A 25,555-nucleotide genomic window follows, 5' to 3' on the forward strand; every position below is an offset into this window, starting at 1 on the left:
GAACATTAATTCATTTTTTTATTATCCACTACGATAAAATATAATGATTGAGAATCGCTTTTTAACCAGATTTATAATCGTGCCTGTTCTTCTCTTTTTATCCTGCATTGTCAGGGCTGAATCCGGCACGGAGTCGCCTGCTCCTGCTCTTAACGAGGGGGATTTTTCGGTTCTGCTTAATGACTATGTTTTCACGCCCGGCGATATGTGGAGTGACGAAAGCTTTGTACGCGCAGGCGAGGCACTGAGCTCCGATCTGGCTGGAGAGGTAGTGATTGATAATCAGCAATATAAATATTTCCAGCATACCTATAACGGGTTTAAGTTGTTCAGCGCGGCGGCGGCAGGAAAGGGAATGCACCCGATTCTGGCTGAGATTCTTTTGGGAAATGCCAGCGTGCCGACGGCCCGAAATATCATGGTTGGTGACAGCCTGGAAAAGGTTCAGCAAGCCTATGGACCCGGAAAAGAAGATAACAGTGATAATCAGCACTGGCTTGTTTATCAGTCGGGCAAAAAACAGTTGATGTTCCATATCGTTCAGGGAAAAGTCAGTGACATCATGCTGAAAACAGACCCGGGTGCAGAGCAAAGCGAAATCAGCCCTGACCAGGCTATCGGTATCGCCACCGAAGCCATTCATACCTGGCACCTGACCACTCTCGATGATAAATGCCTGCGTTACGATCTTGATGAAAGCCGTGAGAAAAACTTCTATATCATCACGGTCCGTGAAGATAATCGGGATATCAGTTGCGGTGGCGACCCTGATATTTCGCACCGACTCTTTGATATTAAAGTTGCGCGTGACAATACGCAGATACTCACTAACGCCGATAACGTTGATGGTGATTATCGCGACCTGAATTCTCCTGCCACAAACAATGAATAAGACGGACATCCGATATGCATTACCAATTCAATGAGGGCGCTTTTGCGCTTTTTCCTGCTGCCTGGCAGGACAACACCATGAACATTCTGCGCGATGAGGCCAGTGGACTGGCGTGGGTGGTGAGTCGTGGTGTTATTGCAGAAGGCAGTGATGCAGAAAAAGAGTTTCAGCGTCAGTGGGACACATTGCGCAGCCAGATGGGGCACATTCAGCAGAGTGAATTTGTTCCTGTGATGGCCGGTGTGAATAACACCTTACCTGCGACAGAAGTTGAAACCCTGTTTGACCGTAACGGACAACAGGTGTGGCAGAAACAGCTGGCTGCACAGGTTCCTGAGTCGAACATCTTTATGATTTTTACGCTCTCCGCAATGCGCCCATTCAATGAGGAAGACGGTCAGCGCTGGCAGGCTTTCAAACAAAGCCTGAGTCTGAATACGCCACGGAAAGATTAACTTATGGATAACCATGCGGCCCGCGTGGGCGACGAGATCATTCACTCCAGCATTTTCGCTGATATCACCAGTGTCGTGGCTGAAGGGGCGGCTTATGCCGTCATCGGGGCTGCGGTAGGAGCGGCGGCAACACTGGCTGCGCCTTTACTGGGTGCCGGCATGGCGGCGGCCGGGGTTGCCGCTATCGGTTCCAGCTGTCTGCTCAGCGGCATCATTGGCGGTGTGTTAGCCAATGCTGCGGGCCTGTCGGACGACATCTCTGAAGCGGCAGAGGGGCTGGGCGACATGATATTCCCGCCTTCACCCGCCGGGGTGATCGCCAGCGGTTCAGACAACGTACGCGTGAATGGTCTTATGGCCGCTCGCGCGGCCGGGATGATGACGCCGGGTGAGACACCGCCACCGGAACCGCAATCACCGCAGAGCTTCGCGGACTACGGCGGCATGCTGCTCTCTGCGGTGGGCCAGTTCGGCAGTGCTATGTGGCAGCCCACGGTCGCCTCTGCCGATGCGGGGAGTTCTCCGCTTGAGCAGGATAAAGTGGCCTGTGAAAAACACAGTGCGCCGCAGTATCTGGCTCAGGGTTCAAAAAGCGTTTTTATCAATGGCCAGCCTGCGGTGCGAGCAAAGGACAAAACGACCTGTGACGCCACGGTAAGTGATGCTGTTTCCCCCAATGTCATCATCGGAGGTGAGACCGTTACGGTCAGAGAGATCAAAAGTGGCAAGGTGCCGGGTCTCGCGGTGATGATGATTGGCCTTTCGCTCATACGCGGTCGCCCCAGCCAGATCCTGAAAAATATGCCCTGCGCGCTGGCCGGTGCGGCGGGCGGCATGATGGCGGATATGTCCATCAACGCCGCCTTCTCATCGCTATTCCCGGTTCATGCCGCAACCGGCGTCAAAGTCCTTAATGATGAGGCCGAACGCGATTTCTCTCTTCCCGGCCGTTTCCCGCTCAGTTTTCAGCGCAGCTACAACAGCCTGACTCAGCGCGCAGGCCTGTTCGGTCAGGGCTGGGCCACGGTGTTTGACAGCTATCTGACGCTGGAAGGCAACCGGGCAACCTGGTTTGACGACAACGGGCGCGAGCTGAGCTTTGACGTTCCCGGTGAAAAAGAGGTGCTCTACAGCATCAGCGAAGGGCTGATGGTGCGGCGCAGCGAGACTGGCGATATCGCCATTGCCGATGACGACGGTGCGGTATGGCGTCTTTACCAGCGCACGGCCGCCGATCCGCAGGTGCTGCGGCTGGCGTCACTCAGCGACGAGTACGGCAATGCGCTGGAGACGGGCTGGGATGAACAGGCCCGTCTGGTGCGTATCCATGACGCGCCGCTGGCGATTGACGTCACGCTGCACTACGAGGACAGACAGCATCCGCGGCGGCCGACGTCAGCCAGCCATTTTGATGGCGAGCAGCACTGGCCTCTGACGCGCTGGACCTACAGCCAACAGGGCCAGCTTGCCAGCGTGACCGATGCGGCAGGCGTCGTTACCCGCCGGTTCCGTTACAACGACGACGGACTGATGGTCTGGCATCAGCTGCCCGGCGGGCTGGAAAGTGAATACCGCTGGCAGAAGCTGGATCACTGGCGCGTGGTCGAGAACCGCACCAATAGCGGTGACGGCTGCCGCATGCACTACGATCTTGCGGCGGGTATCACGCGGGTGTCGACCTATGACGGTCAGCAGCGCGAACACCACTGGAACGCCGCGGGCCTCATCACCTGTTTCATTGATGAGCGGGGCGAGAAGTGGCGCTATGAGTGGGATGAAAACGAACTCCTGACGCGCCGCATCGATCCACTCGGCAACACGGTGAGTTTCACCTATGACGATCTGGGCAACCACGTTGAAGAGAAAGATGCTGACGGCGGTGTGCAGGCGGTGCAATGGCTGTCACACCGTGCGCTGCCCACCGTGGTTGCCGGAGCGGATGGTTCCACGACGAAATACTATTACGATCCCCATCATGGCCTTGAGCGCGTCGTTGATGCGCTCGGGCAAAGCACGATCTATAAGCGGGATGAATCCGGGCTGATTGTCGAGGAGATCGATGCAGCAGGTAACAGCTATCGCCGGGAGTTTAACGATGCCGGACAGGTTATCCGTGAAACCGACTGTTCAGGGCTGACAACGCGCTACCGTTATCATCCTCTGGGCTGGCTCAGCTCTGTCACCGCGCCGGATGGTGAAGAAACCCGTTATCACTATGACGCCGCAGGCCGTCCTCTCCAGCTGGAGCGCGCAGAGGGCTGGGAAGAGCGACTGCACTGGAGTGAAAACGGCCTGCCGCTGGCCCATGAGTCGGCGGATGGCAACCGCAGTGAATTCCGTTACGACAATGTCGGACGACTGATCGCCAACCGCAACGCACAGGGCGAGACGGTTCAGCGAAGCTGGGACAGCCGTGGCCGCCTCACGGCGTTAAAAAACGAGAACGGTGAGCAGTACCAGTTCGAATGGGGCGCAGACTCTCTGTTGCTGGCCCAGGTGGGGCTGGATGGTGTTGCCACGCGATACGACTATGACGCGGCGGGCCGCACCGTATCACGTACCTTTGCCGCCGGCCATCCTCAGGCCATCACCCATCATTACCACTGGAGCCGCGCGGGGCAACTGCTGGCGCGAACCACGCCGGAGGGTCAGACGCGCTATCACTACAGCGGTGTCGGCCAGCTCGATAAAGTGTCGCAGCATCTGCCGCTGTCTGACACCGAGTGGAGCCAGCAGGCTGAGCAGGAGATTACCTTTAAATATGATGCGCTGGGCCGCATCGTTGCTGAACAGGGGGAGCAGGGCGAACTGGCGTGGGCGTATGACGCGCTGGGTAACTGCACGGCCTTAACCCTGCCGGATGGTCGCAACCTGAAGCAGCTTTATTACGGTAGCGGCCATTTGCTGAGCATCGCACTGGACAACCTGCCGGTCACGGAATTTACCCGTGACACGCTGCATCGGGAACTGAGCCGCACACAGGGCGGCCTGACAATGCGTAGCGAGTATGACCGCTTAGGCAGACTGCGCCGCTGTGACGTGTTCAGGGGTGAAGCACAGCGACCTGCGCCGCGCATCTGGTCCCGCCGGCGCGACTTCGATTACGGTAACAACCTGATCCGCGAAGAGCGTGACGATAATCCGTTCAGCCAGACGTTATGGCACTACGATAACGCCGGCCGGCTGTTGTCACAGGACGGTGCGCAGCCGGGTAATGAACAGTGGCGCTGGGATGGCGCAGGCAACCCGCTGGATCGCCATAGTGCCGCTCATGTCATGCATAACCGCGTCACCGGACTGAACGGTATCCGCTGGCAGTATGACATTCATGGCCGCACCACAGAGAAAGATGACGGCCAGACCCGCTGGCGATATCGCTACGATGGTGAGCATCGCCTGACGGAGGTGATCAGCGAGCCGCGGGACCGTAACAAGCCGCGCACAAAGGTGAGTTTCCGTTACGATCCGCTGGGACGTCGCATCAGTAAAACCAGCCAGCAGCTGTTACAGGGGAGACCTTCTGGCAACGCCGTCACGACGCGCTTCGTGTGGGAAGGTTACCGGCTGCTGCAGGAAATCCACGACGGCACTCCGCTGACCTACGTTTATAGTGACAGCCAGAGCTATGAACCGCTGGCGCGTATTGATGGCGTGGAAAGCCCGGAGGTTTACTGGTTCCATAATGCAGCCAACGGAATGCCGGAGCTGCTGACTGACGCGGAAGGGCAAAAAGCCTGGGAAGGGATCAACAGCGCGTGGGGCAAACTGCTGCGCGAGTCCAGCCAGCGGCTGCCTGCCGTGCAGCAGAACCTGCGTATGCAGGGCCAGTACCTGGATCGTGAAACCGGACTGCACTACAATCTGTTTCGATATTATGATCCGGACAGCGGACGGTTTACCCAGCAGGACCCGATAGGGCTTGCGGGCGGGATCAACCTTTACCAGTATGCGCCGAATGCGCTGGGTTGGGTGGATCCTTGGGGGTTGAGTAAGTGCTCAAGTGCCAGACCAACTAAACCGTTGCCACCACATATCGAAGGTGAGTATTTATATCGAGGGATATACCGCGGACATCCAGATGAAGCCAATGCTCTCAGGGGGCATGTCGCCCCAGGCAATCCCAAATCAAATATTACTGAAGATGAACATAATCTAGGCGAAGTCTCCGCAAATAGTCCGTTTACTTCATGGACCAGAGATCCTGATATTGCAAGAAAATTTGCCAAAGAAGACGGTGTGGTTTTGAGGGTCAAGACTGGCGCTCCTCCAGAAGGTGCTGGTTGGTCATGGGCCTGGTCACCAGATAGATACTATGAGCAGGAAGTCCTTCTAAGAGGACCTCGGAGCGGAGACATAGAGGTATTTTTGCCATGATTGAAAATAGTAATGAGAAATTAATTTTAGATGCATTGGCGCCAAAAATACTGCGAGATTATATTGATCTTGCAGATGCCAGTAATTTAATTCTTATAAAAAAGCTCAAGAAAAGAACGCTTGAAGAAATGGAAATTCATATCGAAAATGTCAGGAAGAATGGCGCTGATATTATTGGGTATTCCGAACTCAAAAATATGCTTAATGATGTTGAGGATGAGCATGTATATATACTAAGCGGATGTGATAAAAAATTTGGTTTTGATCTTTACTTTGGCGAAGATAAAACAAAAGTACTTGGTGTATTAATTATTAAGCTTAGAATAAAGAGTGAGGATGAATTAAAGTGGGAGAGGGATAAGTTAGGAATTGTACGCCCATGAGTTTAGGCCGGATAGGATCAAAAGGTTCTTCCGGCATTTTTATATGGTTAGCAATGATATAGTTTAGATTTAATGCTGTTAGTAAAGTGGCCTACATCATTAACACGTATTATTCGATTATTTAAGCAAACAGCTGAACTTAGAGGGTTAAATAAGATCTTCATTGCGACGTCATTTTTCAAAATATACTCTTTATCTTTGGAATATATCTTTCTGGATTATTTACCGTCTTCCCAATAAATTTATAGAAAAGAAAAATACTAGCAATGAGCTGGTTTTTTTGTGATTTCACTAACTCCAAAGGCTGGCGAGGTATATTTTTGGAGTTCGAATTTTCAAATATACCAGTGGAATTAAGTGCTGGGTAAACCATTTCTTCCCCTTGGCCATACCCCACCTCCCCAAACATCTTCTTTTCCTATGACCCCCTCCCGGTTTAAGTCCCTCTGACGCTCACTTCCGCCGGAAAAATCCCCGTATCATCGCAATTACCTCTGACTATAACCTGCCGTTATACCCTCCTGCTAAACAAGCATTCGTCACCTTTCAGACCGCATGAAATAGTGGTTTCAGAACCTGATCTTTTGGCTGAAACGAGAGACAACATGCTAATTCCACAACCCTATTTACTCTTTCTTGGCGATGTGACCGATCCCCTTGCGGCAAAAACGGCGCGCGGTATTCATATCTGGCGGCCGGAGCAGTGCGTTGGCGAAATCAAACTGCCGGGCTGCACAGTCAGTCTGGGTCTGGATGAACTGGATATTCCCGGTGCCAAAGCGCGTGGCGCAAAAACGCTGGTGCTGGGTACCGCCAACGCAGGGGGCTATCTGCCTGCGCACTGGCTGGAAACCATTAAAAGTGCCATCAAAGCAGGCATGAATGTGGCCAGTGGTCTGCATCACCGTCTGGTGGACGAACCGGAACTGGTCGCGCTTGCGCAGGCTTCGGGTGTTGAGCTTTTTGACCTGCGTCATATGCGTCCGGTGCTCAATGTTGGCAGCGGTAAGAAGCGTTCAGGTAAGCGCATCCTGACAGTGGGCACGGACTGCTCAGTGGGCAAGATGTACACCTCCCTGGCGCTGGAAGCGGCGATGCGTGCTCGCGGGATGAAAGCCGATTTTCGCGCCACGGGCCAGACCGGCATTCTGGTTGCGGGTGAGGGCATTGCTGTGGATGCGGTCATCGCGGATTTTATTGCCGGCGCGGCAGAAGCGCTGTCACCCGCGAATGACGCGGACCACTGGGACATCGTCGAGGGGCAGGGCTCACTGTTCCATCCCTCTTATGCGGGTGTGAGTATGGGGCTGATGCACGGCGCTCAACCGCACTGGCTGGTCATGTGTCATGAAATGGGACGCCCGCATATGCGTCATTTGCCCCACCAGCCGATGGTCAGCCTGAAGGAGTGCGTTGAAGCCAATCTGCGCGCCGCGCAGGTGACCAGTGAGTCGGTGCAGCTCGCAGGCTTTGCGATTAACACCTCAAATTACAGCGAAGAAGAGGCGCTCGCGTATTGCGCTGAAATCACCGCTGAGTTTGGCCTGCCGGCAACCGATCCTGTGCGTTTTGGTATCGACGGGATCGCCGCGCTGCTTCAGGAGCGTGGCTGAAATGAGAACATTGCAGATCGATGTGGTGGCATTGCCGCTGGCGCGCCCCTTTGCCATCTCTCGTGGAACCCGGACCGTCGTGACGGTCATCCGGGTCACCCTGGAGCAAAACGGGTTCATCGGGCAGGGCGAATGCACTCCGACGGCCCGCTACGGTGAGACGCCCGAAAGCGTGCAGGCGATGCTTGAAGCCGTGCGTGCTGAGGTGGAGGCGGGCTTGAGCCATGACGATCTGCAACAGCGCTTACCCGCAGGCGCCGCGCGCAACGTGCTGGACTGTGCGCTATGGCGACTCGACGCCGCACGGACGCATCAGACGCTGTGGCAGAAGAGCCAGTGCCCTCAGCCACCGTCGGTGGTAACGGCCGAAACCCTCAGCCTCGACACGCAGGAAAATATGGCGCTCGCAGCGGCAGAGGCCGTCTCACGCGGGGCCATCCTGCTCAAAATTAAGCTCGACCGTGATGCGGTTCTGGAAAAGGTGGCCTCGATCCGTGCGGCGGCACCGCGCGCCACGCTCATTATCGATGCCAATGAAGCCTGGTCGGGGCTGGACCTGGAGAGCCTGCTGGTGGCACTGAAGGCCTTCAGCATCGCGATGGTCGAGCAACCGCTGCCCGCCGGACAGGATCATGACCTGCAACGCTTTAAGCATCCCATCCCGGTCTGTGCCGATGAGAGTTGTCATACGCGGGCGGATATTGCGGAACTGCGCGATCGTTACGAGATGGTCAACATCAAACTCGACAAGTGCGGGGGCCTGACCGAAGCGCTGGCGATGGTGGAGGCGGCCCGGGCGCAGAATATGCGCATTATGGTTGGCTGCATGCTGGGTTCGTCACTGGCGATGGAGGCCGCCTTACCCGTCGCGGTCAATGCGGAGTTCATCGACCTGGATGGCCCCATCTGGCTGGCCGCCGACAGTTCTCCTTTTTTGAGCTACTCCCAGGGCCGCATCTGGCTATAACTTTGCGAGGCGACGATGACGGACACACGACTTACCTCTTCTGCAGCGCGCACAGCCTCTGCCTCTCCCGTGCTGGCGATTCAGGATCTCAGCGTCTCGTTTCGGGGACGCAGCGGTGAGAATCAGGCACTCAGGGGGATCAGTTTTGCCATCAATCCGGGTGAGATTGTCGCCGTGGTAGGCGAAAGCGGCTCCGGTAAATCTGTCACGTCGCTGGCCGTGATGGGCTTACTGGCAAACGGCGGCCGTGTCGATCGCGGCAGCATGCAGTTTCGCGATCGCAGTGGAAACGTGCATGCGCTGGAAACGCTGGATGAGAATCAGCGTCGCACGTTGCGGGGCCGTGAAATGGCGATGATCTTTCAGGAGCCCATGACCTCGCTGAATCCGGTGCTGCGCATTGATGACCAGCTGACCGAAGCGTTACGCGATCACCAGCAGTGCAGCAGAAAAGAGGCGCAGGCGCGCGTGCGTGAACTGCTGCGACAGGTGCGTATCGCCGATGTGGATCGCGTCATGAAAAGCTATCCGCACTCGCTGTCCGGCGGCATGCGGCAACGTGTCATGATTGCGCAGGCGCTGGCCTGTGACCCGCAGCTCCTGATCGCCGACGAGCCGACCACCGCGCTGGATGTCACCGTGCAGGAGCGTATTCTGCATATCCTGCGGGAACTGCAACGCGAGAAACAGATGGCGGTGCTGTTTATCACTCATGATATGGGCGTGGTGGCAGAAATCGCCGATCGGGTAGTGGTGATGCTGCGCGGCGAAGTCATCGAGCAGGGCACCGTCTCTGAGATTTTTGCCGCTCCGCAGCACGCTTATACCAGAGCATTACTGGCAGCCGTGCCCAGACTCGGTGATATGCGGGAGCACAACTGGCCGCAACGTTTTCCTCTGCCGGGTGCCCGCGACGCGGTGCAACGCGAACAGCAGACCGCGCGTTACGACGTGGCGCCGCTGCTCGATGTGCGCGGGTTGAAAGTCTATTACCCGATCCGCAGCGGCATCTTATCGAGCCTGACGCACCATGTGCATGCAGTGGAGCAGATTGATTTCACGCTGTGGCCCGGTGAAACCCTGGCCATCGTGGGTGAAAGCGGCTGCGGCAAATCGACCACCGGACGCGCACTGATGCGGCTCATCAGCAGTGAGGCCGAAAGCATTCACTTTGAGGGAAGAGAGATCTCTGACCTGAAAGAGGCGGCATTCCAGCCGCTCCGCCGTGAAATTCAGATGGTCTTTCAGGATCCCTACGCCTCACTGAATCCCCGCCTGACCGTGGGCTTTACCATCGCCGAGCCGTTGCTCCTGCACGGCATCGTGAAATCGCTGGAGGAGGCTTCGCCGCAGATCGATGCGTTACTGAAGAGCGTCGGCCTGCTGCCGGAGCATGCGCGTCGCTATCCGCACGAATTTTCGGGCGGGCAGCGTCAGCGGATTGCCATCGCCCGCGCCATGGCACTGAAGCCGAAAGTCATTATCGCCGACGAGGCGGTCTCAGCCCTCGACGTCTCAATTCAGGCGCAGGTGGTCAATCTGATGATGGACCTCCAGCAGCAGACCGGCGTGGCGTGGATCTTTATCTCTCACGATATGGCAGTGGTAGAGCGCATTGCGAATCGCGTGGCGGTGATGTACCTCGGCCAGATTGTGGAGCTGGGACCGCGCCAGTCGGTATTTAATCACCCGCAGCACCCCTATACCCAGCGTCTGCTGGCCTCCGTGCCGGTAGCCGATCCTGAGAACCGTCAGCCCCGCCTTGTCGATGACAGCGAGATCCCTTCGCCGTTACGTAAGGTGGGCGAAACGGTCACTAAGCCCCGTTATCGACAGGTTGCGCCTCTGCACTGGGTCGCTGACGGCATTGCATTGCGATAATCCTCAACGACCAGGAGATTTCATGAAACCCATTTTTCGCCGTACCTCACTCGCCTTCGCCCTGACGACGATGCTGGTCTCTGCTGCGCAGGCGCAGGATCTGCGTATCTCCATGTATGCCGATATCACGGGGCTGGACCCGCACGACACCTCGGATAACATCAGCTACTCCGTACAGAGCGGTATCTTTGAACGCCTGTTCCAGTTTGATCCGCAGATGAAGCTGCAACCCTGGCTGGCGACCGGTTATACCGCCAATGAGAGCGCGACCGAATTTACCCTGACGCTGCGCAAGGGCGTCACCTTCCAGGATGGCACCCCTTTTGATGCGGAAGCCGTCAAAGCCAACCTCGATCGTCTGGCTGACCAGAAAAAAGGGCTGAAGCGCAACAGCCTCTACAAAATGATCGACAGGGTGACGGTGCTGGCACCTGACCAGGTCAGAATCGACCTGAATCAGTCGTTCGGGGCTTTTATTAACACGCTGGCGCACCCCTCGGCGGTGATGTGGAGCCCGGCGATCCTGAAGCAATACCCGGACGAAGCCCAGCTCCGGCTGCATCCGGTAGGAACCGGTCCGTTTAAATTTGTCGACTGGAAACCGGGCAAAGCCGTGACGATGGCGAAGTATGCGGGTTACTGGCAGGCGGGGTGGCCGAAAGTCGACCAGGTGATCTTCTCGCCAAGTCCGGAAGATGCGACACGCGTTGCGGCTTTAAAATCGGGGCAGGTGGATGCCATCTGGCCACTGCCGTCCGACCTCATTGCGGCGGTGCAGCAGGACAGCCATCTGTCGGTGCAGCGCGACCCGAGCATCTATCTCTATTACATGGCGATGAACACGCAGCACAAGCCGCTGGCGGATGTTCGCGTGCGTCAGGCTATCAACTATGCGATTGACCGTAATCTGTGGCTGAAAGTGGCCTTTGCCGGTCTGGGCAAACCGGCCACCTCGGCTATGCCGGAAGGGGTGCAGTTCTATCAGAAACAAACCGATCCCGATTACCACTATGCACCCGATAAGGCCAAAGCCCTGCTGAAAGCGGCAGGCTATCCGCAGGGGCTGGATCTCAAGCTCTGGGTAACCAATGCCACGGCCGCCGTGCGAGCCGGTCAGGTGCTGAAGGCACAGCTGGCTGCGGTGGGGATTCGTGCCACGGTTACCCCGATGGATTCGGGAACGCGCAATGCGAAATTGTGGGGCGTAAAGGATCCGAAAATGGCGGAGTTTGACCTCTATTATGGCGGCTGGTCGACCTCTACCGGCGATGCGGACTGGGCGCTGCGCCCGCTGTTTGCCACCGAGTCCTGGGTGCCGACCTCCTATAATGTCTCCTACTTCAGCAACCCGGAAGTGGACAAAGCGATCGCCGCCGGGCTGGTGACGGCCGATGCGGCGAAGCGTGGCATCGCCTATGCGCAGGCCCAGACGGCGCTATGGAAAGCGGCACCGGTAGCCTTTCTTGGCACGCCAGACAACCTGGTGGGCAAGCGCAGCAACCTGAGCGGCGTTTCAATGCTGCCTGATGGCAATTTCATATTCACTCAGGCGTCCTTTAAATAAGACGATTTCTTCCCCCACGCCCCTGACCCCATGCGGGAGAAGGGCGTGGAAAGGCCCGTCGCACCTCTGTTTCAGGGAATCGCATGTTTGCATATATCCTTCGCCGATTGCTCGAGATGATCCCGGTTTTGCTGGTGGTCTCGCTGCTGGTTTTCGGTTTTATCAAGCTGCTGCCGGGCGATCCGGCGCGCATCTATGCCGGACCGGATGCGCCCATCGAGGCGGTAGAGGCGGCACGTCAGCATCTCGGGCTGAACGATCCGCTGCCGCAGCAGTATCTCCACTGGGTCGGCAGCCTGCTGCAGGGCGATCTCGGCATCACCTACCGCACGCAGCAACCGGTGCGGCAGGTGATCGCGCAGGGATTCATGCCGACACTGTGGCTCGCCCTCGCAGGGTTTACCTGGTCCGTGATCCTCGGCCTGCTCTTCGGCGTTCTGGCGGCGCTGAAACGGGGGAAATGGCAGGACTGGACATTGATGAGCGTGGCCGTCGGCGGCATCTCCATGCCCGCCTTCTGGCTGGGGCTGCTGCTGATCCAGTTCGTCGCGATGCCGTTTGGGCTCTTTTCGGTCAGCGGCTTTAACAGGGCCAGCGATATTGTCCTGCCTGCCATCACCCTGGGGTCGTCGGTGGCGGCCGTGATGGCGCGCTTTACCCGTTCGGCCTTTCTTGAGGTGGCGCAGGAAGATTACGTGCGCACCGCAAAAGCGAAAGGGCTGCGAAAACGGCTGGTGACGTGGAAACATGTGATGCGCAACGCACTCATCCCGGTGATCACCATGCTGGGCCTGCAGTTCGGTTTTCTGCTGGGGGGCTCTATCGTCGTGGAGAGCGTCTTCAACTGGCCTGGTCTGGGCTGGTTACTGATTGAGTCGATCAAGGCGCAGGACCAGCCGGTCATTCAGGCGCTGGTGATGCTGTTCGTGTTTGAATTTATCGTGATTAACCTGCTGGTCGATCTGCTCTATGCAGTCGTCAATCCGGCCATTCGTTTGCGACAGGAGCCGAGATGAGTTCGTCATCACTGACTGAAAACCCGCCACAGATCATTCGTTCACCCTGGCGCGACTTCCTGCACGCCTTTGTGCGTAATCCCCTGGCGCTGGTGTCGGGCGGATTTGTGCTGCTGCTGATCGTAGTCGCCCTCTTTGCGCCCTGGCTGGCCCCCTGGGACCCGATGGCACCGGACTGGATGGCGTTATCGTCGCCGCCGACGGCCGCCCACTGGATGGGGACCGACGAGCTGGGGCGTGACCTGCTGAGCCGGATTATTTACGGTGCCCGCATCTCGCTCTATGTCGGGGTGCTGTCGGTCACGCTGGGCATGATCGTCGGGGTGATACTGGGTTTACTGGCCGGCTACTATGGCCGCTGGATCGATATGCTGATTATGCGCGGCGCCGACGTGCTGTTCGCCTTTCCCGGCATGCTGCTGGCCATCGCGGTGGTGGCGCTGCTGGGAACGGGCCTGAACAATGTCATCATCGCGGTCGCGGTGTTCAGCGTACCGGTCTTTGCCCGTATCGTGCGTGCTTCGACGCTTTCACTGCGACAGGCGGCGTATGTTGAGGCGGTGCGCTGCGCCGGTGCGCCAGACCGGGTGATTATTCTGCGGCATATTCTGCCCGGCACGCTCTCCAGCGTGATTGTCTATTTCACTATGCGCATTGGCACCAGTATTCTCACGGCGGCGGGCCTGAGCTTTATCGGACTGGGCCCGGAACCTGACGTGCCTGAATGGGGCAATATTCTGGCGATGAGCCGCAGCATGATGATGGCCGGGGCCTGGCATATGAGCGTCTTTCCGGGGCTGGCGATCTTTCTGACCGTGCTGGCCTTTAACCTGCTTGGGGATGCGCTGCGCGACACCCTCGATCCCAAACTCAAGGGCTGACAATGGATTTTCAACATGTGCAGCGCACGCTGCTGCTGGAGCGCTGGCGTGAGACGCGTCAACTGGGTCAGCCGCGCAGCGCCTGCGGAGCCACTAATCGCATCAGCGATGTGGCGGGCGTGCGGGTCGGCCACTCTACGCTGAGTGCAGGCGAGACGCAGACAGGCGTCACCGCTATCGTGCCGCCGGGCGACAATCTGTTTCTGACGCCGCTGCCGTGCGGGGCAGAGGTCCTGAACGGGTTTGCCAAACCGGTCGGGCTGGTTCAGATCGAGGAGCTTGGCGTGCTGCAGACGCCGATTCTGCTCAGCAACACGCTGGCGGTCGGCACGCTGTTTACCACGCTGGTACGGGATGCCATCCGTCGCAACCCGGAGCTGGGGCGAACGCTGCCAACGGTCAATCCTCTGGCGCTGGAGTGTAACGATGGCTGGCTCAACGATATTCAGGCGCTGGCTGTCAGCGAGGCGATGGCGCAGACGGCCCTGCAGACCGCTTCAGCCGACTTCGCACGCGGCAGCGTCGGGGCCGGACGCGGCATGAGCTGTTTCAGCCTGAAAGGGGGGATCGGCACCGCCTCGCGGCTGATCCCCTCGCTCAGCGCCACGCTTGGCGTGCTGGTGCTGGCCAATTTTGGCGCACTGGAGGCCCTGACGCTCGATGGCGTGCGAGCCGGTGAGATGATTGCGCCGCTGCTGCCAGGCCACACGCCGCAGCGCGATGCCGGTTCTGTCATCATCATCATGGCAACGGATGCGCCGCTGGAGGCGCGACAGTTAAAGCGCCTCGCGAAGCGCGCCGGTGCCGGCCTGGGACGGCTGGGCAGCCACTGGGGCCACGGCTCGGGCGACATTGCGGTGGCGTTTTCAACGCAACCGCTGCCGCAACCGCCACGGGAGGAGCAGCTGGAGCCGCTGCTTGCCGCCGCGGCCGATGCCACCGAACAGGCTGTACTGGACGCCCTGTTGAGCGCGGAGGCCGTGACCGGCTTTCGGGGTCATCATCGGCCCTCACTGACTCCGATACTGGACAGGTTAACCTCATGAAAATTTTTATCTCTGCCGATATCGAAGGCATCGCGGGCGTCATGTGCCCGGAGCAATGCACCCCAGGCAACCCGGAGTACCAGCTGGCCCGGGGGCTGATGGAGCAGGAAGTCAATGCTGCGATTGAGGGCGCTTTCGCGGGCGGCGCCACGGACGTGGTGGTTGCAGACAGCCATGCCCGGATGACCAACCTGCGGGCGGAACATATCGATTCCCGTGCCCGGCTGGTGCAGGGCAAACCTCGCGGGCTGTCGATGGTGGAAGGCATTGAACAGCAGCAGTTCGACGGCTTATTTCTGGTGGGCTATCACAGCGCCGCGGGTGAACCCGGCGTGCTGGCGCATACCATCAACGGCCGGGCATTCTGGCGTATCCATATCAATGGTCTGGTGATGGGCGAAACCGATATCTACGCCGCCGCCGCGGCTGAGCAGGGCACGCCACTGCTGCTGGTGACGGGCGACGATCAGCTGCAGGGCTGGATAGCGGAACACTACCCGACGGTCGATTACGTCTGTGTCAAACGCGCCATTTCCCACACCTGCGCGGAATCGATCAGCCCTCACGCCGCGCAGCGTGCGATTGCTGCCGCGGCACGCACCGCATTGCAGCATCAGCATCAGCCTCAGGTGAGCACGACCCGCCTGACGGCACCCTACGCGATGCGGCTGCAGGCCAGCAGACCGGTGCTGGCCGATCTGTTCTGTCTGATCCCCGGCGTCACGCGTCTTGATGGTGTCACCGTCGGCTATCGGGCGGAGAAAATGGCGACGTTAATCAGCCTGCTCAGTGCTTTCTCTTATCTGGCGACGACCCAGTCGTAGCGACATTACCCCGTAGATGTAACCCTGTCTGTGAGGCGGGTAACTGCCTCCTCTCTGGCTTTGCGGTACAGTTTTTGCATGAGGAGACCATTCGCCTCTCCTCCGCCCGGACCTGATCAGGCCACCTGGCGGAGGCGCCTTTATTCGCTATTCCATCCAGGGTAAAAATTATGCGGCTCCGCCATATAGAGGTCTTTCAGGCCATCGTTCAGACCGGCAGCATCAGCGCAGCGGCGCGCCTGCTGAATGTGTCGCAGCCGAACATCAGCCGGGTGCTGAATCACGCTGAACAGCAGCTGGGGTTTGCGCTGTTTGAACGCCGTATTCAGGGGATGAGCGTGACAGCAGAGGGGCGGCGCCTGCTGCCGGAAATCGACGAACTCTGTCAGCGCCTGCAATCCATTACCCAGCTCGCCGAACAGCTGCGACGCGGCGAAGGGCAGTTAGTGCGCGTCGGGGCGGCTCACGCATTTGGTCAGATGGTGATGGCTCCCGCCCTGGTGACCTGGCGGCAGCAGATGGCCTCTGTCAGCGTTGAACTGGTCACCGAGCACTTCAGTACCTTATGCCAGATGATCCTGGAGAATCAGCTCGATTTTGCCCTGGTTTTCGGTCAGCAGGTCGACGCGGCTCTGCTGGCTGAACCCCTGTTTCACTCCTCCATGGTGGCGCTGCTGCCACGTCATCATCCCCAGGCTGACCCCGTTACGCTGGCGTGGTTATGCGACAACAATCTGCTGATGATGCAGGCCCAGGACCCTTTAGGGCGCGTGCTCCATCGTGCGCTGCGCGATAAAAAACTGAATCCCGCCGTGTCGTTATCGATCAAAACCTACTCGGTCATCGCGGATATGGTGCTGGCGGGCGGCGGCGTGGGCGTCGTGGATCTCTTCACCGCCTGCCGCTATGCCGACCAGCTGAAATTGCTGCCCGTGGCCCAGCCCCTGCCGTTTGAAGTGATGCTGATCAGCCGTCGCGACCTGCCTCAGTCGCAGTCCACGCTGCAGCTCAAGCAGGTGATCCGCAACCGACTGTGGGAGATTGCCCGGCAGTGTGAAACGCAGTTTATCGTTGCCTGAACCCGCGTCGCAGTTCCGTTCTCCGCCATCATTAACCCGGATGGCTCACGAAATCTGGATCACCATGGTGCGCGCTGCACCGGCATTATGCGTCTCTCGCCTGCCATCCGCCTCTCTACCGCCTTTCTGCGCCACTTTTAACAGTTGGCGCATTAATTGCTTCTTTATCGTTACCGCATCCTGCCGGGCAGGAACAGGCACCGTAGCCTGGTAAGCGGCCTGTGGCGAGCAGCCACTCCACAACATCGATTTCAGGCGAAGAAGCCCTGCCGGCAATGCTGCCGGCGGGGCTTTTTTTTGGAGCAAATCTATGAGTAAGTTAAAAGCATGGTTTCAGGGGCCGCAGGATATTACCGAAGCAGAGGCCGTTGAGGATTACGCGGTGGGCCGTGTGCCGGCGCACTATCGCTGGCCGATTCCGGCCATTATTCTGGTGCTGCTGGGCAACTCTACCGCGATGTTCTGGTTCAGCCTCGGGGCAGACATGAGCTACCAGGTCGGCTGGCCAATGCTGCTGCTGCCGATCGGTTATATGGTGGTGTTCGCCACCCTGATTGGCTCGTGCATTATGAAGATGGCGAGTAAAGAGGGGCTCTCACTCAATCTGATGACGCGCGGCCTGGGGTTTGGCTATATGGGCTCCGCCTTCACCTCGCTGATTTACGCCGTCAACTTCATCTTCTATTTCCTGTTTGAAGGCACCATTGTGTCTCACGCCATCGCCAACTATGCGGGCGTGCCGGTCAACTCCCTGACCGGCATCGCTATCTTTGCGCTGATGGGGCTGGCCGCCATCTGGTTTGTCTGGAAGGGCATGTCATCCATGCAGTTCCTGCAAACCTGGGGCGTTCCCATTTTCATTGTGCTGTTTGGCTTCTGTATCTGGCAGTTAACGCACCACTATCCGGCGGTCAGCTTCAGCGGCTGGCAGCCGAAAGGAGAGGCGGACAGTAACGCCCTATGGCTGGTGATGAATATGGCCAACGGGCAGATCGTTTTTCAGGGACTGATGGCCACTGACTACGGTCGTTTTGCCCGTCCGGGGATCACGCATAAAGGCACCGCAACGATCATGCTGGGAATGCTGATCCCGATTGTTGTCGTCATGCTGTTTGGAGCCTTTATGGCCTACACCCTGATGCCGCATATTCAGGGCGAGGATGTCTGGTCGCTGGCGCTCGATCCGGGCTTCGTCTTCCCGCTGATTATGGGGCTGACCGGCGTGTTATTTGCAGTGATTACCCAGATCCGCATCAACGTCCTGAATCTCTACTCAGGTTCGATTGCCCTGTCGAACACCATGGATATGGCGTTTAACTATCGCCCGGGACGTCAGTGGTGGATGCTGCTGGTCTGGTTGCTCGGCGTGCTGTTCTATATCTGCAATATCCTGCAGTATACCGGCACGTTCCTCGCCATTACCGGCATTCTCACCAACACCTGGGTCTTTATTATCCTTGCGGATTACTTTATCTGCCGCAAAGTGCTGCACCTTGCGCCTTCCGATTTCGTGGAGTATCGCAAAGCGTATCTGCGGATGTGGAATCCGTCCGGGGTCATTGCGTTGTGCGTCGCGGTGGCAACAGGCGCGGCAGGCGTGCTGGGCCTCTATCCGATGGTGTACGCCTCATTTATTGCCATGCTGGTTGGCCCTGTGCTGCATGTCGCTATCAGCGTGGCGACCCGCGGCAGCTACTACTTCAAAACCTTCCCGGAAGATATGCAAACCAGCTGGAAACCCTCTGATGCTTACCAGGGGCCGAAACCGGTGTTTAAACCCTTACTGAGCAAGGAGGCCGAATAATGCGCATCAACGTTGCAACCATTCAGTTTGAACCCACGCAGTTCAGAAAAGAGGAAAACGTCGCCCGGCTGCTGGCATTAGCCACTCAGGCGGCACGTGACGGCGCACGCTTAATCGTGATGCCGGAAATGGCCACTACCGGCTACTGCTGGCAGGATCGTGCGGAGGTCGCCCCCTACACAGAAACGGCGGATGGCCCCACCAGTCAGGCATTCGCTGCGATTGCGCGTGAGTTTAACTGCTTTCTGGTTTTTGGCATGCCGGAGCGGGACAGGGTAACCGACCTCTACTATAACAGCGCCATTCTGGTCGGCCCGCAGGGCGTGATTGGCGTCCACCGTAAAACACATCCCTATATTTCGGAACCGAAATGGGCGGCTAACGGTGATGGCGGGCATCAGGTCTTTCAGACTGAGATCGGCAATATTGCGCTGCTGGTCTGTATGGATATTCACTTCATTGAAACTGCCCGGCTGGCTGCGCTGGGGGGCGCACAGATTATCTGCCACATCAGTAACTGGCTGGCTGAACGCACTCCTGCGCCTTACTGGCTCACGCGCGCCTGGGAGAATGGCTGTGCGCTGATTGAAAGTAACCGCTGGGGATGGGAGCGGGGCGTGCAGTTCAGCGGCGGCAGCTGCATTGTGGATAGCCAGGGAAATGTGCTGGCCGGCTGCGACAGTGGCGATCGGATACTCAGCGCTGAGTTACCTTTTCCGGCGGAGAATCCACAGCTGAATAAGCGCCGGCCTGAGCTCTATCAGCGGCTGATGACCAATACTTTCCTCTGGAATCCGGCGGACTTTTTTGGCTTATATGGGCGTGATCCCCTGCCTGACGGCAAAGCGTCCCGTATTGCGGTGGCGCAGTTTCGCCCGCAAGACGAGGTGAATGCTAATCTGGCACAGATTCGGCACTGGGCCGGACAGGCGAAATCAGAGGGCGCGGAACTGCTGATCCTGCCGGAGCGCGCGCTGACCGGGGGTGACGGCAGCCATTGCGCGCTGACGCGGGAGGATGCGCCTGTACAGGCGCTGATCGCGCTCGCGATGGAGCTGGATATCGCGCTGCTTGCAGGGTTCGCCGAGCGGGAAGGGGAGCAGTGCTACAACAGCGCGCTGCTGGTGAGCAGTGAGGGAGTCAACGCGCACTATCGCCAGATTCACCTCAGCGACCAGGATCGGCACTGGGCCTGCGCAGGGGATCAGTGGGTGACGTGCGATCTGCCCTGCGGACGCGTCGGTATTCTGCTGGGTGAGGATCTGCTGGTGCCGGAAGCGGCCCGCATTCTGGCGCTGGAAGGCTGCGACATCATCGCCTGCCCGGCGCAGCTTCATTCACCTCTGCCCATGGCGCACCCGGGCACGGCGATACCGCATGTCTGGCCGATCCCGCGCGGCGCCGATCCTTACCACTGGCTGCTGCCACGCGTTCGGGCCGGAGAGAATAATGTCTGGCTGGCTTTTGCCAACTGGCCCGTCGCTGCAGGCGAAAGCTTTGGCCTGAGCGGGATATACGGGCCGGATACCTTTGCCTTTCCACGCAGGGAAGCGAAAGCGACCGGTGCGAAGGGGCTGGCGCTGCTGGATATCTCCACGGGGTCAGCCGGCGATCCTTATCCCAATCATGTGGTAAGGCGTAAAGACCTGGTGCTGATGCGTCAGCCGCATTTCTACACTGCGCTGATTGCTTCATCACCGAAATGAGCCACAGACGCGGCCTGCGGGCCGCGCTGATTCAGGAGCTATTATGACTGCCACTCAGCCGCTGCCGAAACCCGTTATTCCGGTCGGTATTCTCTATTCAGTGTCAGGCGATTATGCGGTGATCGGGCGCGAGATGCTCAACGGCATCCTGCTGGCGATTGAGGAGATAAACGCCAATCCCGCCCATCCGTTTACCCTGGCGCCCGTGATCCGCGATCCGCAGGGGTCGCTGGATCTCTATTACGACTATTGCCACGACTTACTCTATCGCCATGGAGTACGTCACGTGATTGGCTGCTACACGTCTGCGGCGCGGAAGACCATCCTGCCGTTGATCGAAGGTGCTAACGCGCTGTTGTGGCATTCCGCGCGCTATGAGGGGTTTGAGAGCAGCAATAGCGTGATTTACCTGGGGGCCAGTCCCAACCAGCATATCCTGCCGATGCTCAGCTGGCTGTTACAGCAGCAGGCAGCAGAGATCTATCACATTGGTTCTAACTATGTCTGGTCATGGGAGATGGATCGCCTGACCCGTGAAGCCGTCATCCCCGCGGGCGGCAGCGTATTGCAGAGTAAATTACTGCCGATGGGAGACGAAAACGTGGAGGCGTTAATCGCGGATATTATCGCCTGCCGCCCGAAAGTCCTCCTGAATACCATGGTCGGTAAAAGCGCCTACAGTTTCTATCGCGCCTGGCACCAGGCCTGTCAGCAGCAGCCGTGGCTAAATGAGGTGCTGAAGCTCAGCCTGACGCTGTGTGAACCGGAAGTGCAGTTAATTGGCGCAGAGGCGTTAGAGGGATATCTGGTTTCTGCCAGCTGGTTTCAGTCGATTGACAGCGCCGCCAACCACCGTTTTCTGAGCAGCTATCATCAGCGCTTTGGTGAGCAGGTTTCCCCGTCAGTGGACAGCGAGAGTGCCTGGCTGGCCGGACATTTGCTGGCGAGAGCCATTGCGCGCCACGGCAATGCGGATGTGGACGGTGTGCGTAATGCGGTATTGCAGGATGAGATGGATTCGCCCGCCGGACGGATCCGCCTCGACGCCGACAATAATCACTGCTGGCTGACGCCGCATCTGGCGCGATGCCATAACGGCAGGCTGGAGAGTTTCTGGCAGGCAGAGGCGGCGGTGAAACCCGATCCCTGGCTGGCCAGGGTGGATCTCGCGAGCCTCATGCCACGCGGAGGTGACGAATGAGCCGAAAAAACGTACAGATGCGCGGATTAAAAGTGTGTGTGATCGGCTGTTCCGACCGTGATAACCACCATCTGGCGCAGCAGTTCAGCCGCATAGGCATTGAGGGGCTGTTCTGTACGGTGTTTCCGGACGAGAGCCAGCTGGCTGACCAGCAGTTACTGGTGTTCGACGGAGATAACTCCACGCTGTTTCACCCCACGAACCCGCTCCCGTGGCCCGCGCTGCCAAAGGTAGCGCTTACCGCCATTGAAACGCCCTCGCGCTTGCAGTGGATTGCTGAACAGAAGATCGACAGCTATATGCGTAAACCGGTGCGCTTTGATGGTGTGATGACCGCTTTTACCCTGGCGCTCAACCATGCCGCGCACATCAGCCAGCTCGACGCGCAGCTTCGGCGGCAGGAGGAACGACTTCGGGCGCGTAAGTTTCTGTTCTCCGCACAGCTGCGGGTGATGAACGCGCTGGGGCTGGATGAGGATGATGCCTACAGCCTGCTGCGCCGCGCCTCAATGGCGCAACACATGACCATTGAAAATCTCAGCTGTGCGCTGCTGAACGATACGGAAGCCTGGCTCAGCCGGCTGAAATCACTGCTGGTAGAATAGGGGGCTTTGTTTGCGAGGGTGGAGGACAGGGGTGTGGAGGTATTCCGGGCTGCGTTGTTTCGGGAGAGAGCAGGAGGGTGTGCAATGAAAAATCCACGCGGTTGCGTGGATTTAAGGAGTCTGTCAGATTTCATGGGCTTGATAAAGCTCCATGAAAAAAACAGCTTTTAATCAAACGCTGAACGGTGACTCTCACTTCATTCTATTGATTTTTATAATTTTTTAATATTGTATTTTATGTGTGCTCATTATGGAGTTGGCTTAATTCCGGAAGAGAATTTCACAGGTCTGACTCCAATTATCGGCACCATTCAAGCCCCTCTCATAATCTGCTCAGGTTCACTCAAACCCTCTTGTAGACTGCATCTTCCAGCTCTCGACTGTATTCTGACGTCTACTAATACGCCTCAAAATTACATGCATACAGGGTTACAGTGGAAGATATATGCTGTTCGGTCTTATGGAGATAACCAATCAGAGACATAAGGAACAGGAGGAAAAGCGTGCTCAAAAAGTTAACATCACCAGCGTATGAATTTGATACACAAACTTGCTGGGTGGTTTGTTCAGGTCACCGGAGCATGAAATGCCTTTTGCACGGTTCGCGGTAGGTGAGATCATTTCCCGTTAGCAGAGTCAGTTCTGACAGCAAATAGATAAGGATAATTGCCGCCAGTTCGGCATTCATGTAACAGCTAGTCGTATGTTTAAGCAGAACTAATTCAACTTCATTCTGATGAGAATGACCCACAAGCATTCACATGCCTTCAAAAATTCTGTTTGAAAATCATGCTTACGCATTAATTATTTTCATCTAGAACAATAAATTAATTTTGACTGCATTATGGCTTGAAGCCTTGCGATTTAGACGTATTATTTTGAGATTAATCCACTTGCCCAATCTTCATTGCCGCTTGTTAGTGTGCGTGAGGAATGATTTTAAGGTTATATCTCATGGAGTTATTGATATTTTTGGCGGCGATTTTTGTCATTTACTTGTTGTATTTTAGGAACAAAAAAAGAAAGTCTCCAAAGCCTTATGCTTTAAGCTTCATGAAAGCACCACCAAAAGAATGGCTTACTGACATCAAGAAAAAAGAGGCGGTTGTGCGAAACGATAGTAGTGAAGACGATAACCTTGCAACTTTTACATTGAGCGGTGGCCGGGGTGTTGAAGTTCGGGTGACAACCAATCATTACCGGAACACCTCAAAGTCAGCAGGTGCACCAGCTCGATGGGTCCTTCCTGGTGAAATGATAACTGTAGCTGGTGTAACAATCACTGGTGGTCACATTTACGTGGGACAACGTATGAAGCCCTCCGGTCAGGAATCAGGCGGCTATTATGACGATGGAAGTGAGGCATCCTTAATTGATGACACATGTAAGATAAAACCTACTTCTTATCTTTACGAGGACAGTTCATTAGGATACTGGCCCAGTTTTTCCTCTCTTTCCCCAGAAGCACGCGGTGCGTATGTCAGTTGGCTCGCCAGCGATAGGTCTGATCCATCGTGTCCTATCGGCTATGTTTTTATCTACCTCTACGGTCTGGAAAGAAAAGCGTTCGTAGATTCCACTAACTCAAAATTTCCTGATGCTGAGTTCCGTAATCTGTTCAATGAAGTCGCTCGGTTAAGATCGGTATTCATTGAGAATCGCTCATTCCGTGGATATTCGGCCCAATTACTCGAAGCCATGTCTATTCTGCGCCCGAACATGGGCTTAGCCACAGATCTCGATATTGAATCAGGTTTCAGTAATGGCATGCAATTTAAGCTAGCTCTGGCTAAAACTGTACATGAAGGCGTTCCTGTATCAGCTGAACTGGCGTTGGCTTGGGTGATAAACCATACCGAATATGCGCTGCGTACCCCTGCTCGCCGGTGTGCCAAAGAGTTTGCTGCGCTTTTCAAACGGCGTTACACCATCAAATATGGTGAAGGGATGGTCGTTAAGGCGAATAAAACACGCCTGCGGTTAGATTACACACCTGCAAGCCCCAGTTTGCGAGGCGTTCGTCTTCCTGTTCCCGACTTACCTGACCCAAGTGCATTGAAGGGCCCGGTTCAGAAAATTATTGCCCTTGCCGACATATGTACAGATGAGCTCGATGCATATAGTCGCTATCTTGGCAGGAAAGGTACGTCAGTCAATGATACGGCTGCAATTATGTTGCTCCCTTCAGAGATCGTTAATGAAGGCGCAGAAAAAATATTAAGCTCATTCAAACGCTGGGCTGATGAGGCGATCCTCGTCAAGGAGGGGTTAGTCTCAGTTGCTGACTTTTGGGCACATATGAATGCCACTTGCCCCAATAAGATCAATAAAAAAGAGGCCGATTTGATGCAGGCCTTTGCTCTGAAGATGGGTTACGGTCTGGCACCTGACCCGTATTATCACCATGTGAAGGCCGATGTTGATGGGACACTTGTTCTATTCCCTGCCGCCGAAGCTGGACGCTTCTCACCTTCTCCTGAATTTATCTCAGCAGTAATGACGCTCAGATTAGGGGCGATGGTCGCCTTGATTGACGATTCTCTTGATCAAGCCGAGCAGAAAGTGCTTGAGAATGCTATCAACAACAATACTGGCTTCACCGATGATGAAAAACGCTCTCTACATGCGTATTTAACGTGGCAACTTCATACCCCAGCCAATATGACAGGAATGAAAAGCAGGATTGAGTTGATGGGGGCCGCGGAAAAAACTGCTGTGGGTAAAGTTATCGTTAGTGTTGCCTGTTCGGATGGGACAATAGCGCCTTCCGAAATCAAACAGCTTGAGAAGATTTATTCAAGTTTGGGGCTGGATCCCTCATCTGTCTCGAGCAATATCCATCAGCATTCAGCAACTGAACATGACCTTGTCTCGTCTGTACCAACTGATCAGCCAGCAGCAGGGTTCACACTGGATGCTAATGTACTTGCCCGCCACGAATCTGCCACGGATGATGTTCGTAAATTGCTGAAGACAATTTTCACCGACGAAGAACCGGAAGAGCCAGAAAGCGCTCCAGTTTCATTAGCGGAGGCGGTGGGCCTTGATTCCGCACATAGTCAGCTTTATCGCAGTTTGCTGGAGAAAGAACAGTGGTCCCGAAAAGAGGCGACAGAATTGTGCGGAAATTTGAATCTGATGCTCGGCGGTGCACTTGAGGTGATCAATGACTGGTCCTATGCGGTGGTTGATGCTCCGGTGCTGGACGATGCCGATGATGATATCTGGGTTGACCTGGAAATTGCCAAAGAATTAGAGGGATAG

General features: G+C 56.7%; 19 protein-coding genes. 18 read left to right on the plus strand and 1 reads right to left on the minus strand.

What is annotated here, in order from left to right; genetic code table 11:
- Positions 1-43: 43 nt before the first annotated feature.
- The 4 genes from AC1V0D_RS04185 to AC1V0D_RS04200 are packed head-to-tail and all read left to right on the plus strand — an operon-like array spanning position 44 to position 6,104.
- On the plus strand, positions 44-892 hold the full coding sequence (locus tag AC1V0D_RS04185) for a hypothetical protein (RefSeq protein ID WP_482907016.1): 849 nt from the start codon (positions 44-46) through the stop codon (positions 890-892).
- Between the two features lie 14 nt (positions 893-906).
- Positions 907-1,347: a DcrB-related protein gene (locus AC1V0D_RS04190; protein WP_140925093.1), complete on the plus strand. Its 441-nt coding sequence runs from the start codon at positions 907-909 to the stop codon at positions 1,345-1,347.
- 3 nt (positions 1,348-1,350) lie between these two features.
- Positions 1,351-5,721: an RHS repeat-associated core domain-containing protein gene (locus AC1V0D_RS04195; RefSeq protein ID WP_482907017.1), complete on the plus strand. Its 4,371-nt coding sequence runs from the start codon at positions 1,351-1,353 to the stop codon at positions 5,719-5,721.
- Positions 5,718-6,104, plus strand: coding sequence for a hypothetical protein (locus AC1V0D_RS04200; RefSeq protein WP_482907018.1), 387 nt, complete (start codon positions 5,718-5,720; stop codon positions 6,102-6,104). Before AC1V0D_RS04195 ends, AC1V0D_RS04200 begins: the two co-directional genes overlap by 4 nt.
- Positions 6,105-6,282: 178 nt before the next feature.
- On the opposite strand, the gene AC1V0D_RS04205 is transcribed toward AC1V0D_RS04200, so the two are convergent.
- Positions 6,283-6,513: a hypothetical protein gene (locus AC1V0D_RS04205; RefSeq protein WP_482907019.1), complete on the minus strand. Its 231-nt coding sequence runs from the start codon at positions 6,511-6,513 to the stop codon at positions 6,283-6,285.
- A gap of 196 nt (positions 6,514-6,709) precedes the next feature.
- On the opposite strand from AC1V0D_RS04205, the gene dgcN reads away from it, so the two are divergent.
- The 14 genes from dgcN (at position 6,710) to AC1V0D_RS04275 (ending at position 25,555) form a co-directional block, all read left to right on the plus strand.
- Positions 6,710-7,717 carry an N-acetyltransferase DgcN gene (gene dgcN, locus AC1V0D_RS04210; RefSeq protein WP_140925104.1) on the plus strand — a complete coding sequence of 336 codons (1,008 nt, stop codon included), beginning with the start codon at positions 6,710-6,712 and terminating at the stop codon, positions 7,715-7,717.
- A gap of 1 nt (position 7,718) precedes the next feature.
- On the plus strand, positions 7,719-8,684 hold the full coding sequence (gene dgcA / locus AC1V0D_RS04215) for an N-acetyl-D-Glu racemase DgcA (RefSeq protein WP_482907020.1): 966 nt from the start codon (positions 7,719-7,721) through the stop codon (positions 8,682-8,684).
- 15 nt (positions 8,685-8,699) lie between these two features.
- Positions 8,700-10,565 carry an ABC transporter ATP-binding protein gene (locus tag AC1V0D_RS04220; RefSeq protein WP_482907021.1) on the plus strand — a complete coding sequence of 622 codons (1,866 nt, stop codon included), beginning with the start codon at positions 8,700-8,702 and terminating at the stop codon, positions 10,563-10,565.
- 22 nt (positions 10,566-10,587) lie between these two features.
- Positions 10,588-12,129: a glutathione ABC transporter substrate-binding protein gene (locus tag AC1V0D_RS04225; RefSeq protein WP_476639848.1), complete on the plus strand. Its 1,542-nt coding sequence runs from the start codon at positions 10,588-10,590 to the stop codon at positions 12,127-12,129.
- Between the two features lie 83 nt (positions 12,130-12,212).
- Positions 12,213-13,145, plus strand: coding sequence for an ABC transporter permease (locus AC1V0D_RS04230; RefSeq protein WP_009090709.1), 933 nt, complete (start codon positions 12,213-12,215; stop codon positions 13,143-13,145).
- Entirely contained in the window at positions 13,142-14,026 is an 885-nt protein-coding gene (locus AC1V0D_RS04235; RefSeq protein WP_482907022.1) for an ABC transporter permease subunit, read from the plus strand. Before AC1V0D_RS04230 ends, AC1V0D_RS04235 begins: the two co-directional genes overlap by 4 nt.
- 2 nt (positions 14,027-14,028) lie before the next feature.
- Positions 14,029-15,072 carry a DmpA family aminopeptidase gene (locus AC1V0D_RS04240; RefSeq protein WP_482907023.1) on the plus strand — a complete coding sequence of 348 codons (1,044 nt, stop codon included), beginning with the start codon at positions 14,029-14,031 and terminating at the stop codon, positions 15,070-15,072.
- Entirely contained in the window at positions 15,069-15,896 is an 828-nt protein-coding gene (locus tag AC1V0D_RS04245) for a M55 family metallopeptidase (protein ID WP_482907024.1), read from the plus strand. The genes AC1V0D_RS04240 and AC1V0D_RS04245 overlap by 4 nt, the downstream gene beginning before the upstream one ends.
- 170 nt (positions 15,897-16,066) lie before the next feature.
- Positions 16,067-16,975 (plus strand): LysR family transcriptional regulator, encoded by a 909-nt coding sequence (locus tag AC1V0D_RS04250; RefSeq protein WP_009090702.1) that lies wholly within the window; start codon positions 16,067-16,069, stop codon positions 16,973-16,975.
- Between the two features lie 310 nt (positions 16,976-17,285).
- On the plus strand, positions 17,286-18,779 hold the full coding sequence (locus AC1V0D_RS04255) for a purine-cytosine permease family protein (protein ID WP_482907025.1): 1,494 nt from the start codon (positions 17,286-17,288) through the stop codon (positions 18,777-18,779).
- Complete coding sequence (locus tag AC1V0D_RS04260; protein ID WP_482907026.1) at positions 18,779-20,485, plus strand: nitrilase-related carbon-nitrogen hydrolase; 1,707 nt, start codon at positions 18,779-18,781, stop codon at positions 20,483-20,485. The genes AC1V0D_RS04255 and AC1V0D_RS04260 overlap by 1 nt, the downstream gene beginning before the upstream one ends.
- A gap of 43 nt (positions 20,486-20,528) precedes the next feature.
- Entirely contained in the window at positions 20,529-21,686 is a 1,158-nt protein-coding gene (locus tag AC1V0D_RS04265; protein ID WP_140925117.1) for a transporter substrate-binding domain-containing protein, read from the plus strand.
- Positions 21,683-22,291 (plus strand): ANTAR domain-containing response regulator, encoded by a 609-nt coding sequence (locus AC1V0D_RS04270; RefSeq protein ID WP_140028435.1) that lies wholly within the window; start codon positions 21,683-21,685, stop codon positions 22,289-22,291. The genes AC1V0D_RS04265 and AC1V0D_RS04270 overlap by 4 nt, the downstream gene beginning before the upstream one ends.
- Positions 22,292-23,245: 954 nt before the next feature.
- Positions 23,246-25,555, plus strand: coding sequence for a TerB N-terminal domain-containing protein (locus AC1V0D_RS04275; RefSeq protein WP_482907027.1), 2,310 nt, complete (start codon positions 23,246-23,248; stop codon positions 25,553-25,555).

This window comes from Pantoea sp. PA1, from assembly GCF_056856975.1.